The sequence below is a fragment of the Lysobacter sp. Root604 genome, from assembly GCF_001427505.1.
In the GTDB taxonomy this organism is placed as follows: Bacteria; Pseudomonadota; Gammaproteobacteria; order Xanthomonadales; family Xanthomonadaceae; genus Lysobacter.
Genome location: NZ_LMGS01000009.1, coordinates 168,907 through 183,850, shown reverse-complemented (window position 1 = coordinate 183,850; position 14,944 = coordinate 168,907). Strand labels below are relative to the sequence as shown.

General features: G+C 68.6%; 17 protein-coding genes. 13 read left to right on the top strand and 4 right to left on the bottom strand.

The window, feature by feature from the left end; all coding sequences use genetic code 11:
* Window positions 1-68 precede the first annotated feature (68 nt).
* Window positions 69-1,298: a M56 family metallopeptidase gene (locus ASD69_RS09220; protein ID WP_056177126.1), complete on the bottom strand. Its 1,230-nt coding sequence runs from the start codon at window positions 1,296-1,298 to the stop codon at window positions 69-71.
* Between the two features lie 2 nt (window positions 1,299-1,300).
* The gene (locus ASD69_RS09215; RefSeq protein ID WP_200943975.1) at window positions 1,301-1,681 is read right to left on the bottom strand and encodes a BlaI/MecI/CopY family transcriptional regulator; all 381 of its coding nucleotides are present in this window, start codon (window positions 1,679-1,681) and stop codon (window positions 1,301-1,303) included.
* A gap of 117 nt (window positions 1,682-1,798) precedes the next feature.
* On the opposite strand from ASD69_RS09215, the gene ASD69_RS09210 reads away from it, so the two are divergent.
* The 3 genes from ASD69_RS09210 (at window position 1,799) to ASD69_RS22895 (ending at window position 3,131) form a co-directional block, all read left to right on the top strand.
* Complete coding sequence (locus tag ASD69_RS09210; protein WP_056177122.1) at window positions 1,799-2,518, top strand: glutathione S-transferase N-terminal domain-containing protein; 720 nt, start codon at window positions 1,799-1,801, stop codon at window positions 2,516-2,518.
* A gap of 75 nt (window positions 2,519-2,593) precedes the next feature.
* Complete coding sequence (locus ASD69_RS09205; RefSeq protein ID WP_056177120.1) at window positions 2,594-2,974, top strand: VOC family protein; 381 nt, start codon at window positions 2,594-2,596, stop codon at window positions 2,972-2,974.
* Window positions 2,975-3,005: 31 nt separating this feature from the next.
* Window positions 3,006-3,131, top strand: coding sequence for a hypothetical protein (locus tag ASD69_RS22895; RefSeq protein WP_255357233.1), 126 nt, complete (start codon window positions 3,006-3,008; stop codon window positions 3,129-3,131).
* Between the two features lie 189 nt (window positions 3,132-3,320).
* Here ASD69_RS22895 and ASD69_RS21860 read toward each other — a convergent pair whose 3' ends face one another.
* Both ASD69_RS21860 and ASD69_RS09200 read right to left on the bottom strand, forming a co-directional pair.
* Entirely contained in the window at window positions 3,321-3,701 is a 381-nt protein-coding gene (locus ASD69_RS21860; RefSeq protein ID WP_157499128.1) for a hypothetical protein, read from the bottom strand.
* A gap of 95 nt (window positions 3,702-3,796) precedes the next feature.
* Complete coding sequence (locus ASD69_RS09200) at window positions 3,797-4,240, bottom strand: MarR family transcriptional regulator (protein WP_056177118.1); 444 nt, start codon at window positions 4,238-4,240, stop codon at window positions 3,797-3,799.
* 158 nt (window positions 4,241-4,398) lie between these two features.
* Here ASD69_RS09200 and ASD69_RS09195 point away from each other — a divergent pair, with 158 nt between their 5' ends.
* The 10 genes from ASD69_RS09195 to ntrC all read left to right on the top strand — a co-directional run bounded on the left by ASD69_RS09195 (window position 4,399) and on the right by ntrC (window position 14,881).
* Window positions 4,399-5,193, top strand: a complete 795-nt coding sequence (locus tag ASD69_RS09195; RefSeq protein WP_056177115.1) for an alpha/beta hydrolase — start codon at window positions 4,399-4,401, stop codon at window positions 5,191-5,193.
* Between the two features lie 77 nt (window positions 5,194-5,270).
* Entirely contained in the window at window positions 5,271-6,608 is a 1,338-nt protein-coding gene (locus tag ASD69_RS09190; RefSeq protein ID WP_082576396.1) for a histidine kinase dimerization/phosphoacceptor domain -containing protein, read from the top strand.
* Window positions 6,609-6,628: 20 nt separating this feature from the next.
* Window positions 6,629-7,216 (top strand): response regulator, encoded by a 588-nt coding sequence (locus ASD69_RS09185; RefSeq protein ID WP_200943974.1) that lies wholly within the window; start codon window positions 6,629-6,631, stop codon window positions 7,214-7,216.
* Between the two features lie 180 nt (window positions 7,217-7,396).
* Window positions 7,397-8,383 carry a hypothetical protein gene (locus ASD69_RS09180; RefSeq protein ID WP_056177108.1) on the top strand — a complete coding sequence of 329 codons (987 nt, stop codon included), beginning with the start codon at window positions 7,397-7,399 and terminating at the stop codon, window positions 8,381-8,383.
* Between the two features lie 9 nt (window positions 8,384-8,392).
* On the top strand, window positions 8,393-8,956 hold the full coding sequence (locus ASD69_RS09175; protein WP_056177106.1) for an ATP/GTP-binding protein: 564 nt from the start codon (window positions 8,393-8,395) through the stop codon (window positions 8,954-8,956).
* Entirely contained in the window at window positions 8,953-9,342 is a 390-nt protein-coding gene (locus ASD69_RS09170; protein WP_056177104.1) for a roadblock/LC7 domain-containing protein, read from the top strand. Before ASD69_RS09175 ends, ASD69_RS09170 begins: the two co-directional genes overlap by 4 nt.
* A 75-nt stretch (window positions 9,343-9,417) precedes the next feature.
* The gene (locus ASD69_RS09165; protein ID WP_056177102.1) at window positions 9,418-9,777 is read left to right on the top strand and encodes a hypothetical protein; all 360 of its coding nucleotides are present in this window, start codon (window positions 9,418-9,420) and stop codon (window positions 9,775-9,777) included.
* A gap of 159 nt (window positions 9,778-9,936) precedes the next feature.
* Window positions 9,937-12,327, top strand: a complete 2,391-nt coding sequence (locus ASD69_RS09160; protein WP_162250636.1) for an EAL domain-containing protein — start codon at window positions 9,937-9,939, stop codon at window positions 12,325-12,327.
* Between the two features lie 83 nt (window positions 12,328-12,410).
* Window positions 12,411-13,472, top strand: a complete 1,062-nt coding sequence (locus ASD69_RS09155; protein ID WP_056177098.1) for an ATP-binding protein — start codon at window positions 12,411-12,413, stop codon at window positions 13,470-13,472.
* Window positions 13,469-14,881: a nitrogen regulation protein NR(I) gene (ntrC, locus tag ASD69_RS09150; protein ID WP_056177097.1), complete on the top strand. Its 1,413-nt coding sequence runs from the start codon at window positions 13,469-13,471 to the stop codon at window positions 14,879-14,881. Before ASD69_RS09155 ends, ntrC begins: the two co-directional genes overlap by 4 nt.
* The last annotated feature ends 63 nt before the right edge of the window (window positions 14,882-14,944 follow it).

Here is a 14,944-nt window from a genome sequence, read left to right as displayed (position 1 = left end):
GCGATCCCTCTACGATGGTTGTCGTACTTATCTACGACGCGCATCGTATATCAGGGCCGGGCGGGTGGCTAGCCGCGCGCATTCCAACGGATTCGCCCATTCGCGAACACCCGCAAGGACACCGCCGGGCGTCGGTTCGCGCCCAGCAGCAGGACCGTATCGCCCTGCTGGATGATGCGTTCGCTGGGCACGGCCTGGCGTTCGATCGAGGCCTGCACGACCCGGCCCTGGCGGATGCGCAAGGCGAAGCTGCCGGCCGGGTCGCGCGCGTTGACGACCACGGTGGGGCCGAACCCGCTGGCGATATAGCGGTCCTGCATGCGCGCGGCGTTGAGGCCGGGCGCGGCCAGGGCCAGCGCGGCGCCAAGCACCGCCAGCACGCCGAAGGCGCCGCCCGCGCGTGCGCGCAGCGACGGCGCGGCGCGCTCGGGCGACAGCAACCGATGCAGGCGCACGCTCAGCGCGGCGCCACCGGAAGACGCCATCGCGACCGGATGCGCATGGCGGTCTTCCGCCAGGCGCAGCAGTCCCTGCGCGAGCGTCTTCGCCGCGGCACCCCGACGCACCGCGGCCGCGTCGCAGGCGGCCTCGCGCTCGAAAGCGAGGCTGCGATACAGCGCCCAGGCTGCGGGGTGAAACCACACCAGCGTCAGGCCCAGGCGCTGCAGCAGGTTGCAGGCGAAATCCTGCCGGCGCGCGTGCGCCAGCTCGTGCAGCAGGACGGCCTCGCGCTCCGCCGCCGGCAGGCGGGTCATGAAATCCGCGGGCACCATCAGGACCGCGCGCCGGAAGCCGATCACCTGCGGCCCGGCGACCGCGGCGATGCGCGTCTCCAGCCGACGGTGCCCGCCGTCGTTGACGCGCAAGCGATCCACGGTAGCGACCAACGCGGCCGGCGCCGCGTGCAGCGGCATGGCCGCCAGGCGCGCGAGTTCGCCGAACAACCCGATCGCCTGCCAGCCGGCGCCGCACAGCCAGCATGCCGCGACCGACGTCAGCAGGCCCAGGTAGGCCGCGCTCACCGTCGGCGGCGGCAGATCGATGGCCGGCTTCTCGCGCGAAATCTCGCCGCCCATGGTCGCGAACAACAGATGGAACGACACGATCGTGAGCACGGGCAGGGCCGCCAGCAGCGCGAAATGCGCACTGGCCACGCGATAGCGAAGGCCGGGGCGGGCAACGGGAATCAGCCGGCTGGACAGGCGCCACGACGACCACAGCAGGACGCCTTGCAGCAGCGTCCCGCCCAGAGCGAACGCCAGCAGCTCGAAGACGTACGCCAGCGTCGCCGGGGCCATGCTCAGTCGGAACCGGCTTCCAGCCGTTGGATCACCGCCTTGAGTTCGGCCAGCTCCTGCTGATCGATCGGGCGCGCGTCCAGGGCCTGCATGGCCAAGGCCAGCGACGAACCGGAGAACGCGCTGTCCATCCAGCCGCGCACCAGCCGGTTGAGGGTGGGGCGCTCGGACACCGCGGCTTTGTAGACATGCTGGCGCGCGTCGGTGGCGCGCGAGACCAAGCCCTTGGCCAGCATGTTCTGCAGGATCTTCAAGGCGCTGGTGTAGCCGGTGTCGGTGCCGGCGTACACCGCTTCATGCACCTGTTTCACCGTCGCCGGCCCGTCCCGCCACAGGATGCGCAGGATGGCGAGTTCGGCGGCGGTCGGTGGCGATTTCTTCACCGGATCAGGATGCGACGATCGCGCCCGCAAGACAAGGCGCATACTCGTGGCGGGACGGGTTGGCCGACGTGTCGGCTGCGGTGAAGACCGGCGGCGGGACGACTCCAGGTGGACGATATGGCGCTGCTGGTAGGCGAGGCATTCTCTCCATGGACCCTTAAGGCGCGCTGGGCGCTGGACCGTTGCGGCGTCGACTACGCCTATCGCGAATACACGCCCGGCATCAGCGAGCCCTGGCTGCGCTGGCGGCTGGGACTCTGGCGCCAGCCGGTGTCGGTGCCGGTGCTGTTGACGCCTGCGCAGGCGATCCGCGGTTCTTGGAACATCGCCGAGTACGCGGCGCAATGCGCGGGCGACGCACGTCTGGGCGCGCTCGCCGAGGCGCGGCCCTGGGACGAGATCAGCGAACGCGGCCTGGCCGCCGCACGAACGCGAGTGGTACGCGCGGTGCTCGCCGACGACCGCGCCCTGGACGAGTCGGTGCCGCTGCTGCGCGGCGGCAGTCGCGCGTTGCTCAGGCCGGTCGCGCGCCGGGTGGCGCGACGTCTGGATCGCAAGTACGCGCATCTGGTGCAAGCCAACGCGCACCGCGAATCGCTGCTCGCGCTGCGTGCGGGGCTCGCGCGCGCGGGCACGGGCTACTTGTTCGATCGTTTCGGCTACGCCGACATCAGCATGTCGGTGCTGCTGGAAGCGGTGGTGCCCAGCGCCGGACCCGAAGCGCTGGGTCCGGTCCAGCGCCAGTGCTGGCACGATGCCGCGCTGGCCGCGGAATTCGCCGACCTGCTGGACTGGCGGGATGCGCTCCATCGCGTGTACGGGCGTCGCCCCCGATAGCCATGCCGCTGCCTGCGGCGCTGCCGGGACGGGTGCGCTGGCGCAGCGAATAACCGTTGCAACAAGGAGGGTCGCATGAAACGCACTTGGACCATCATCGGCGTCACCGACGTAGCCACCAGCTTCAAGTGGTATCAGTCGCTGCTGGGCCTGCCGGCCACCGAGCCGGCGCATCGCTACTTCGGACAGATCCTGGATACCGACGGCACGGTGCTGCTGTGCTTGCACGAGTGGGGCGCGCACGAGCATCCGACTCTGGCCAGCCGCGAGCGCGCCGAACCCGGCAACGGCTTGCTGCTGTTCTTCCGCGTCGACGATTTCGCCGCGGCGCTGCCGCGCGCGCGTGCGCTGGTCGCGGCCCTGGAAGAGGAGCCCGGCGTGAATCCGAACACCGGCACCGAGGAGTTCGCCTTGCGCGATCCCGACGGCTACTACGTGATGCTGAGTGAGCTCTGAGGCGCGCGACACCGGGTCGACGACGGCGCACGTGCGCGGATTGTCGGTGCACGCCGACGCCAACTACTACGGCACGCGTCCGGCCGACGCGCTCAATCGCGACCAGACGCCGGGCCATGCACTGCTGCACGTCGATGCGCGCTACCAATTCGACTGACGTGGCACGCCGGCCGCGCTGCGCCTGCGCGTCAACGACGCCGGCGACAAACAGGTGTGGATCGCCGGCACGAGTGGCATTCAGACCTAAGAGCCCGAGCGCCGGATGATGCTGATCCTCACGCTCGGCGACTAGCGTAGCTGCATGCATCGCAGTGCCGCATAAATTGAAGGGGCAGCACGGTGAGATCTAGAAAGGATTCCTCGTGAACACATCAGCGAACCACCAACTCGCTGCAACCATGCCGGCGGTAGCGCTTGCAGCTATAACCATCTGCACAATGTTTGTCTTAGAGAAATACTCGGACTTTGATAGCCATTTGATGCTGCGAGGAGAGAAAAAATTAATGAAGTAGCCCCATAAGAGGAGGCCGAGTATCGCTTTCAAGATCGTAAGCGGCCATAGGCCGGTGCGCTGTTCGACGTACTGAATCAGGGCTAGTAACGCGCACCATTCAAGCCAGGTGAATACGAGAGGGGCTGCTTTACGTTGGAAGGATGAAGTGGCTTCAATGGTTGCTTGGTAAGCATTTCCAGCCTCGCCTTTAGGTTCTTCCCAATCGAGCTTCATCTAAGAGGTCTCCTGCTTGCTTTGGCCTGATCGATGGAGCTCAAGCCATGCCGCGCTGTGGTGTGCGTTCTTTGGAGACTATATTGCTGGAGCAACTACTCCAGCGGGCTAGACAGTGCGTCACGCAAGCGCTGCACCTGTTTGTTCAGCGCACCCAACTCCTGCGCGCTCATGCCCGAACGTTCGCCCAGGGTCTCGGCCAGGCAGCGGGTGCGCGCGCGCAGCTCGCGCCCGGCGGTGGTCAGGCGCACATGCACTTGGCGTTCGTCCTGCGCGCTGCGTTGGCGCTCGACCAGGCCGGCCAGCTCCAGGCGCTTGACCAGCGGGGTGATGGTGCTGGGCTCCAGCGCCAAGCGCGTGCCGATCGCGCCGACGGTGAGCCCGTCGTGTTCCCACAGCGCGCTCAGCACCAGGTACTGCGGGTAGGTCAGTCCCAGCGCGTCCAGCAGCGGCTTGTAGGCGCGATTGATCGCGATGCCGGCGCCGTACAGCGCGAAGCACAGCTGCTCGTCCAGCGTAAACGGGGTCTTGCTGGCCATGATCGGAGTCCTCGAAGCCTGTTCAGTCAAGCACTTAGCTGAAATAAGCTTATCACGATAAAAAATATCTTGACAGTCTTTTGGGCTCGTGTAGTCTGATCGTTATCGCGATAAATGATATTGCGATATTCATCCCTCAGCCCTCCAGGAGTAGACCCATGAACACCTCGCGCCCCCGTGCTTCCGCCGTCCTGCTGCTCTCCCTGGCCCTGTCGGCGGCGATCTCCACCGCCTCGGCCGCCGAAGCGGCCGCTCCGGCCCCCGCCAAGGACGCCACCACCGTGGTCCTGGTCCACGGCGCCTTCGCCGACGGTTCGTCCTGGAACAAGGTGATCCCGCTGCTGCAGGCCAAGGGCCTCAAGGCGGTCGCGGTGCAGAACCCGCTGACCTCGCTGGAAGACGACGTCGCCGCCACCAACCGCGTCATCAATGCCCAGACCGGCCCGGTCGTGCTGGTCGGCCACTCCTGGGCCGGCACCGTGATCACCCAGGCCGGCACTCACGACAAGGTCAAGTCGCTGATCTACGTCGCCTCCTTCGCGCCGTCGCTGGGCGAAAGCTCGGGCGAGGGCACCAAGGCCTTCCCGGCCAGCCCCGGCCTGGCCCGCGTGATCGCCGATGCCGACGGCTACCTGACCCTGCCGGCCGATGCCGTCGCCCAGGACTTCGCCCAGGACGTCAGCGCGCAGGAAGCCAACCTGATCGCGGCCACCCAAGGCCCGGTGCGCGCCGCCAACTTCGGACAGAAGGTCACGGCCGCCGCGTGGACCGCCAAGCCTTCCTGGTACATCGTCGCCGCCCAGGACCGCATGATCGATCCGGGCGCGCAGCGTGCGCTGGCGAAGAAGCTCAAGGCCAAGACCACCGTGCTGCAGACCAGCCATGTGCCGATGTCGTCGGATCCGGAAGCGGTGGCCGAGGTGATCGCCGACGCGGCTCGCGCTGCTCGCTGATCCAAGCGCGACGCAGGCGCGGTCTTGCATGTCGCGTGTCGGCGGGAGTTCGCTCTTGTCGGTGCGCATCCCGATGCATGCGTCGCCAGACGGCGGCAAGGAGAACCCGCCTCCGGGTTCTCCTTGCGCCTTGCGGCGCAGTAGCTCGAGCACGCGGCTTGCGGCCGTGTTGCTGGCGGTGGTCGGCAACGGTACCTTTGCCGAGGGCGGCGGGTAGGCGATACCCGGCCGACGCAGGGGTAGGAAAGGGCTGCGGGCTCGCATGGATCCGAGATTGCGGGCGCCGCCAGGCAGTGCTCATCACCGGTCGCTTAGCTGGCATGAATTCTCTCGCGCTGCTGCTGATCCTCGCGTGTGCGCTACTGCCGCTGGCGACCTGGCATGCGGCGCGACGCCACGGGCGCCGCGAAGAGTCGCGGCGCCTGATCGCGGTACTGGATGCGTTGTCGTCGCACACGCCGGTCGCATTCGTCGCTTGGGAACAGCGCGGCAGCATCGTGCTGTGGAGCGCCGGCGCGCAGCGCTTGTTCGGCTTCGATGCCGCGCGGATGTTGGGCCAGCCGCTGCCGGCGGGCATGGATGCACTGCGGCAGGCGGCCGCTGGACTGAATGGCACCCAGCCCTTCGCGCGCTTGGAATTGCGGCGCGCCAACGGCGCCGCGGTGGACGCCATCGTCTCCCTGGCCGGCGGCGGCGACGGCCTGATCGTGGCCGCCATCGAGGATGCCGTGTCCAGCGCGGCCGATACGAACTCGGGGGAGGTCGCGCGCGCGCAGCGCGATGCCCTGGTGCGCGAGGTCCACCATCGCATCAAGAACAGCCTGCAAGGCGTGACCGGACTGCTGCGCCAGCACCTGTCCGACAAGCCGCTGCTGAAGCCCCTGCTCGAAGCCGCCTCCGCGCAGGTGTCGGCGATCGCGGCGGTGCATGGCTTGCACGGCGAGGCCAAGGACGGTCAGATCAATCTGCGCATGCTGATGGTGAGGGTGGCCGCGTCCGTTTCCGGCATCATGCACGCACCGATCACGGTATCGGATCGGTGCGCGGCGCTGGAAAGATTCAGCGTCAACGAAGAGGAGTCCGTGCCGGTGGCGATGGTGCTGAACGAGCTGATCATGAACGCGGCGAAGCATCGATCGCGCTCTGGCGTGAATGGCATCGTCGCCATCGACGCGATCGCGCATGCGCAACGGGCGGAAATCCTGGTCAGCAATCCGGGCTTCCTGCCCGCGAACTTCGACTTCAGCGCCGGCGTCAGCCTCGGTAACGGATTGGGTCTGATCCGCTCGCTGTTGCCGCGGCGCGGCGCCAGCATCGGCCTGGCCGAAGAAGGCCGTCGCGTCGTGGCCACCCTCGCGCTGCACGCGCCCGATGTGCTCAGCGAAAGCACGAAAGACCAAGAGGCGATCGCATGAACCGCATACACCGTCTGCTGGTGGTGGACGACGATCGATTGGTGCTCGCGACGGTTTGCCGCGGCTTGCAGGCCGCCGGCTATCAGGTCGAATCGGCGCAATCGGTGGACGAAGCGGTCGCGCTGCTGGACCACTGGCGACCGGACCTGGCCTTGCTGGACATTCGGATGGGCGAGCGCGGCGGTTTCGAACTCGCGCGCGAGCTGCAGGCGCGCGATGGGATTCCTTTCATGTTCCTTTCCGCCTATGGCGACGAAGCCACGGTCGACGAGGCCACCGAGCTGGGCGCGGTGGGGTTTCTGGTCAAGCCGATCGATATTCCGCAAATCATGCCCGCGGTGGAAGCGGCCTTGAAGCGCGCCGCCGATCTGAGCCGCTTGCGCAGCACCGGGCGCCAGCTGGAGCAGGCACTGGACCAGCAGCGAGGCATCAGCGTCGCGATCGGCATCCTGATGGAGCGACACCGGCTGTCGCGAAGCGAAGCGGAGCTGCGCTTGCGCGACACGGCGCGCTCGCAGCGGCGGAAAATGACCGAACTGGCCGAGGGCATCGTGTTCGCCGCCGACGCGCTGGCGGCCTCGGCACTGAATGGTGACCGATCGGATTAGTGATCGTCGTCGCATTTTCGAGAATTGACACGCCCTCGCGATCCGGACTAGCGTCTATCCCAGCCCTGGCGCCCCGCAAGCGCGCTGCGGCGTAACGACTGCCTCGAACCGGCAGGCCATCCGTTCCACTCGGCCCCGCACCCGCCGATCGCATTAGCGATTCCAGGGGAGTGCGCGCCGATGAATACAGACGCTATTTTCGATCCGACGCCCGCTTGCGCGGCGTCCGAACGCGATACTGCGCCTCTCCGCCTGCTCGTCGACGGTCTCGACGCCGACGAACACGCGACGCTCGATGCGATCCTGAAGGTGGTCGCCTCCAAATCCCTGCGCGGCTGGATCTGGGCCGAGGGCACGGACACGGATCTGTATCTGCACACGCGCACCCTGCGCCGGCCAGGCGTGCGCGCCGGCGTGTCGGGCTTGCTGGTGCGCGAACACGAACCGGCCGCGCCAGCCGAAGCGCTCGCTTTGGCGGTTCCGTTCCGCGTCATGGCGGTGCTCGAACTGCTGGATGGCGCGATAGATCGCCTGCAGCAGGAGCAGCTCGCCGTCCAGGGCGGCGTCGCGGGGGCGGCCGAAGCCGTCGAAGACGAAAAGACCCTGGCCTCATCGCTCGCGCGGCTGCTGGTGCGCCCGGTCGAACACACGCTGCGCGTACGCGTGCTGGGTCACGGCACGGTGTACTTGTGCACGCGCAGCCGCACGTACTGCATGGACTTCGAGCAGGCGCAATTGGGCAAGGCGCTGGAGAGCAAGCGCTTCGTGCTCACCGCGATCGCGCCGGATTCGCCGGAACTGGCGGCCGAGCGCGATCGCGGATCGCCGCTGGACGAATTGCTGTGGCCGATCGGCCTGTTGGCCTCGCGCGAGCACGCGGCCCGCCACGAGCGCCACCGCTTGCGCCAGTGGCCGGATTTCGCGCGCCTGCCGCACGATCCGCGGCATTTGCAAGCCTGCGCGGCGCTGGCGGCGGGCGCGATGGACGCCTGCGAACTGGCCGCGGCCACCGGCATGAGCGAGACCGAAGCCGATCACTTCATGCATGCCTGCCAGTTGTGCGGCGTGCTGGAAGTGGCCGCGGTCGCGCCGGCGCCGATCCCGCCCCCGCAAGACAGAGCGACCGGCGGCCTGTTCGATCGTCTGTGGCGACGTTGGATGAAGTAGGAGATATCGATGGCTCGCGAATACATCGTGCTGGTGGCCGGCCCCATGGGCGCCGGCAAGACCACGGCCATATCCGCGCTGAGCGAGATACCGGTCGTGCGCACCGAAGCGGGCAACACGGATTTGCAGCGCAATGCCAAGGCCACCACCACGGTGGCGCTGGATTACGGCGAGATCTCGCTGGGCGATGGCGACAAGGTCCGACTCTACGGCGTGCCGGGCCAGGATCGCTTCGACTTCATGTGGCGCATTCTGGAGAAGCGCGCGCTGGGGATGATGCTGCTGTTGGACAACGACGGGCCTGACCCGCTGTCCGAGCTCGAGCGCTATCTGCATAGCTTCGAGGCCTTGGGCACGCGCGGCGCGCTGGTGATCGGCATCACCCGTCGCGACGTCGGCCGCGGCCCGGCCATGGACGCCTACCACGTGCGACTGACGCAGCTCGGGCGGGTCTTGCCGGTGTTTTCCGTCGATGCCCGCAACGCCGCGCAGGTGCGGACGATGTTGGGCGCCTTGATCGCGATGGTCGAGGCCAAAGCGGCCGCGGCGCTGCCCACCGGAGCCCCCGCGTGAGCGCGCACGATCTGCACCCGCCCTGCCGCGACGTACTGGAGGTCCTGGTCAGCCAGACCCTGGGCGTGGACTCGGCGGCGGTCGTCACCGGCGACGGCTTCGAAGTCGCCGCGGTCCTGCGCGACGGCATCGCGGTCGAAAAGCTCGCCGCCATGGTCAGCTCGCTGCTCGCGCTGAGCGAAGCGGTGGCGCAAGAGCTGCAGATGAGCGGCTGTCGAAACGTCATCGTCGAAACCGACGGCGGCGCGGTGGTGACCTTGCGCATACCCGTGCCGGGTCGCGAACTGTTGATGAGCGTTCTGTGCAGCGACGCCGCGAGTCTGGGGTCGGTGCTGTACGCCGCGCGCGACACGGCGCACGCGCTGGGGCGACGCCTGGCGACTTGATCCGCATACCGGCCGCGGACGTCGCATCGGGTCCGTGGCCGTTCCGTTTCCGGTGCGAAACCGAGGAGGTGGGCCATGGGCAATCTGACGCAATCCCTGGAAGAGCTGATGCTGATCGACGGTGCTTCCGCTGCCGCGGTGGTGGATTCCAACAGCGGCATGGTGCTGGGCAAGGCCGGCGGCGGCGTGGACCTGGATGTCGCCGGCGCCGGCAACACGGAGGTCGTGCGCGCCAAGCTCAAGACCATGAAGTCGCTGGGTCTGAAGGACAACATCGAGGACATCCTGATCACCTTGGGCAAGCAGTACCACGTGATCCGGCCCATGACCGAGCGCTCGGGCGTCTTCATCTACCTGGTGCTGGACAAGGCCAAATCGAGCCTGGCGCTGGCGCGCATCAAGACCGCGGAAATCGAGTCCGCGATGTCGCTCTGAGCCGGTCTCCCCCCGGCGACCGGCGCCGCGCCGGCGCCGGGTTTCGGCGTCGGCGGGGCCGCATACCGGGCAGTTGAGATTCGCCGGCAACGGCGTACATTCGCTGTCACACATGCCAGGCTCGGGGGGGCGGTCATGCAGTACAGGGATGTAGCTGCTGTGCGCAACGGAGCCTGGTGCGCGACGTCCGGCATCAAGCAGGCGCCCTGGCGTATCTGGATGGGTTTCGTCGCCCTAGTGTTCGCGGCGGGGCTGGCCACGGCCATCTCCGCGGCCGTCATCGAGATCCAGGCGGGCGCGACCGCCTACCTGGTCGGCGAGGGCCATTGGTCCCGGGCCCGCCTGGAAATCGTTTACCACCTCGACCGCTACTCCTTGCGGGGCGATCCGCACGAGTTGGCGCTGGCGCGCAAGGCGCTGGAAGTGCCCATGGGCGACCGCGCGGGCCGATTGGCGCTGGAGCGCCGCCCTGTGGATCTGCAGGCGGCCGAACGCGGCTTCCGCGCCGGCCGCAACGCCGAAGCGGATATCCCGCGCCTGATCTGGGTGTACCGGGCCTTTTCCCGGGCCCCGTTCTTCGCCGACGCGGTCGCGATCTGGCGCGAGGCCGAGCCTCGTATCTACCGGCTGCAAGCCATCGCCGATCAGTTGGAGGCGCATTGGCGTCGACCGGGCGCGACCGCCGCCGGACCGCAGGTGCGCGCGGAGCTGGATAGCATCGGCCGCACGCTGCAGCCCATGGAACGCAAGTTCGCGAGCACCCTGCTCGAGGGCGTAGCGCAAGTGCGCGCGCTGTTGCTGCTGGTCAGTGGCGTCCTGTTCGTCGTCATCGCCGCCTTGGCGGTGCTCGCCTATCACTCCTCGTTACGCCGCATCCGCGCCACCGAAAGCCGGTTCCGCGCGGCGTTTCAGCAGGCCAGCGTGGGCATGGCCAAGCTCAACAGCGAAGGCCTGGTGCTGGCGGCGAACGAAGAGTTGGCGGCGATGCTGTCCTATTCGGCGGAATACCTGGTGGGTACGCGTTTCAGCGACCATCTGGTCGACGCCAGCCCCGCGGGCGATGCCTGGATGGACGGTTCGGCCCCGGTCGAACGCAAGGTCCGGCGTTCGGACGGCAGCGAGTTCTGGGGGCGCGTCACGCCGTCGAACGTGCAGGTCGAGGCCGGAGCCGGCCGGATCTTCCTCATCATCGAGGACGTGTCGGAGGCGCGCGACCTGGCGCAGATCCTGACCTTCCAGGCCAGCCACGACGGATTGACCGGCCTGATCAACCGGCGCGAGATCGAGCATCGTCTGGACGAATTGCTGGCGCAGGCGCACGCCGACGGTCGCCGCCACACGCTGTGCTTCCTCGATCTCGACCAGTTCAAGCTGATCAACGACACCTGCAGCCACGCGGCCGGCGACGAAGTGCTGCGGCTCATCGCGACGACCCTGCCCGGCCACCTTCGCCCCGAGGACTGGATGGGACGCCTGGGCGGCGACGAGTTCGCGGTGCTGCTGCGCGATACGCCCGTCGAGGCCGCGACCAGGCTCGCCGGCCGCATCAACCAGGTGCTGGCCGACACCTGTCTGCTGTGGGAGGGCCACCATTTCGCGTTGACCGCCAGCATCGGGCTGGTCGAGATCAACGCCGAAAGCCCCAGCGTGGCCTGGCTGCTTCGCGCCGCCGATACCGCCTGCTATCTCGCCAAGGACGGTGGCCGCAACAGCGTTCAGGTGTATGTCGAAAGCGATACCGAGGTCGCCGAGCACCGGCGCGAGATGCATTGGGTCGATCAGACGCGCTCGGCGATCGCCGAGGATCGTCTGCAGCTGTATGCGCAGCGCATCGCGTCGCTCACGGCGGGAACCGGTGGGCTGCAGTACGAAATCCTGGTCCGCTTGCGCGACGTCAGCGGCAACCTGTGCAATCCCGGCGCGTTCCTGCCGGCGGCCGAGCGCTATGGCCAGGCCAGCATGATCGATCTGCAAGTGTTTAACCTGACCTTGCAGGCGCTGTCGCGAAATCGCGCGCATCTGGAGCAGCTGGAGCTGTGCCACGTGAACGTGTCCGGCCAGTCGGCGGCCTCGCGCGATTTCTGCCGGCGCGCCGAAGCCTTGCTGGACGCGCACCCCGAGGTCGCTCGCAAGCTGTGCTTCGAACTGACCGAAACCGCGTCCATCGACCGGCTCTCCCAGGCCCATGCCTTCATCGACGCCGTGCATGCGCGCGGTTGCCTGGTGGCGCTGGACGACTTCGGCAGCGGACTGTCGTCGTTCGCGTATCTGAAAAGCCTGCCGGTCGACATCCTCAAGATCGACGGATTGTTCGTGCGCGACATCGATCGCAACGATCTGGACTACGCCGTGGTCCGCGCGATCACCGAAGTCGCCCGCTCGCAGGGCAAGCGCACCGTGGCGGAGTGGGCCGAGACCGAGGCGGTGCTGCAGCGCTTGCGCGAGATCGGCGTGGACGCGGCGCAAGGCTATGCCATCCACAAGCCCTGCCCCTTGCAGGAGCTGATCCGGCAGGTCAGCCCGCTCGCCGCCAGGGCCAACGTGGCCTGATCGCGAGCGCGGCGCCGGCGCGCTGGGTTCGGTCCTTGGCGTGTCACCAGTGAACCCGCTCGCACTTGCACTAAGATGGTGCAATGCCCCCCGATTCCATCCCCGCGCCGGCCCTGGACAGCCTCACCACCCCGCTTGCCTGGAGCGATGCCGGCGGTGCGATCCTGGGTTGCAATGCGGCGTTTTCGCGCTGGCTCGGGGTCAGCGCGCGGCGCCTGCCGGGCTGGCCGCTGGCCGGGCTGGATGCGGGCGACGGGCGGCTGGCAGCGGCCTTGGCACGTACCACGATGGACGAGTCGCTGCGTTTGCGCCGCACCCGCCTGCGCTATGCCGACGGCGAGGAGCGTTTCGCCGATCTGTGGCTGAGCCGGTTGGACGATGGCGGCTGGCTGCTGGAGGTGCACCCGGTCGATGAGTTCCCGGGCGACGATCCGGCCTTGCTGTTGCCCTCGGCTCTGTCGGCGTCGTTGAAGGGGCTGGCGCACGAGTTGCGCAATCCGCTCGCGGGCGTGAAAGGCGCGGCGCAGTTGCTCGCGCGCCGGCTCGATCACGGCAACGCGGGCAACGGCGATTCGCGCGAGCTGGTCGGTCTGATCGGCAGCGAAGTCGATCGCCTGACCGCGCTGCTGGATCAGCTGCTGACGCCGGCGCCGCCGCGCGCGCATGCGGCGCTGAATATTCATGCGGTGCTCGAACGCGTGCTGCGGCTGGCCGAGAGCGAGGCCGGTTGGGCGGTACGGCTGGTGCGCGATTACGACCCCAGCCTGCCCGAGTTCGCCGGCGACGCCGACCGCCTGATGCAGGCGGTGTGGAACCTGGTGCGCAATGCGATCGAGGCCGGCGCGACCCAGGTGACCCTGCGCACGCGCGCCGAACACAGCGTGCGCATCGCCGACATCGCGCATGCGATTGCGCTGCGCCTGGAGATCGGCGACGACGGCCGTGGCGTGCCCGAGGAACTAGCCGAGCAATTGTTCCTGCCGCTGGTATCCGGCCGCGCCGAAGGCAGCGGCCTGGGCCTGGCGTTGGCGCAGCAGGTCGCGCGCGAGCACCGCGGTTCGCTGGCCTACCGTTCGCGGCCCGGCCATACGGTGTTCACCCTGTTGCTGCCGATGTCGATCGAACCGGAGGCTGCGCCCGAATGAACGTCCCTTCCGCGCCGGCCCGGGTCTGGGTGGTCGACGACGACCGCAGCGTGCGCTTCGTGCTGGCCACCGCCTTGCGCGAGGCCGGCTATGCGGTCGACGGTTTCGAGAACGCCCAGGACGTGTTGGACGCGCTGGCCTCGCGCGGCGCGCCCGAGCTGTTGTTCACCGACGTGCGCATGCCCGGCGACGACGGCCTGGTGCTGCTGGACAAGCTCAAGGCCGGCGCACCGCATCTGCCGGTGATCGTGATGAGCGCCTACACCGACGTGGCCAGCACCGCCGGCGCGTTCCGCGGCGGCGCGCACGAGTTCCTGTCCAAGCCTTTCGATCTCGACGACGCGGTGGCGCTGGCCGCGCGCGCGCTAGGCGCCGAACGCGGCGCGCCGGCACCGGCCGAAGCCGGCGACGCGGCCGCGGCCGATGCCTTGATCGGCGACACGCCGGCGATGCGCACGCTGTTCCGCGCCATCGGCCGGCTCGCGCAGGCGCCGCTGTCGGTGCTGATCACCGGCGAGACCGGCACCGGCAAGGAACTGGTCGCGCGCGCGCTGCACCGCGAATCGCCGCGCGCGCAGCGCCCGTTCGTGGCGCTCAACACCGCCGCGATTCCGGCCGAGCTGCTGGAAAGCGAATTGTTCGGCCACGAAGCCGGCGCCTTCACCGGTGCCCAGCGCCGCCACATCGGCCGCTTCGAACAGGCCGACGGCGGCAGCCTGTTCCTGGACGAAATCGGCGACATGCCGCTGCCGTTGCAGACGCGTTTGCTGCGCGTGCTGGCCGAGGGCGAGTTCTTCCGCGTCGGCGGCCGCGAACTGATCCGCGTCGACGTGCGCGTGATCGCCGCCACCCATCAGGACCTGGAGACGTTGGTCGGCGAGGGCCGCTTCCGCGCCGATCTGTTGCATCGCCTGGACGTGGTGCGCCTGCGCCTGCCGCCGCTGCGCGAACGCCGCGCCGACATCGGCCAGCTCGCCGAGCGTTTCCTGGCCGCGGCCGCGGCCAAGTTCGCGGCCGCGCCCAAGCGCCTATCGAAGGCGGCGCTGGAGCGATTGCAGGCGCACGACTGGCCCGGCAACGTGCGCGAGCTGGAGAACGTGTGCTGGCGCCTGGCCGCGCTGGCGCCCGGCGACAGCATCGGCCGCGCCGATCTGGACGAGGCGCTGGCCACCAGCGCGCGCGCGCGCGGCGACGACGACTGGGACGCGCGCCTGGCCGCGTGGGTGCGCGCGCAACTGGCCGAGGGTGCGCAGGACATCCATGCGCATGCGCGCGATCGGTTCGACCGCACGCTGCTGGAAGCCGCGCTGGAGCATACCGGCGGCCGCCGCAGCGAAGCCGCGGCGCGCCTGGGCCTGGGCCGCAACACCTTGACCCGCAAGCTCGGCTCCGGTCGTAAGCGCAGCTAGTTTCACCGGCGCTGAACCGAGCGCGCGCTAGCGTGCCGGGGCCGCTATCCCATTCCTTATCCA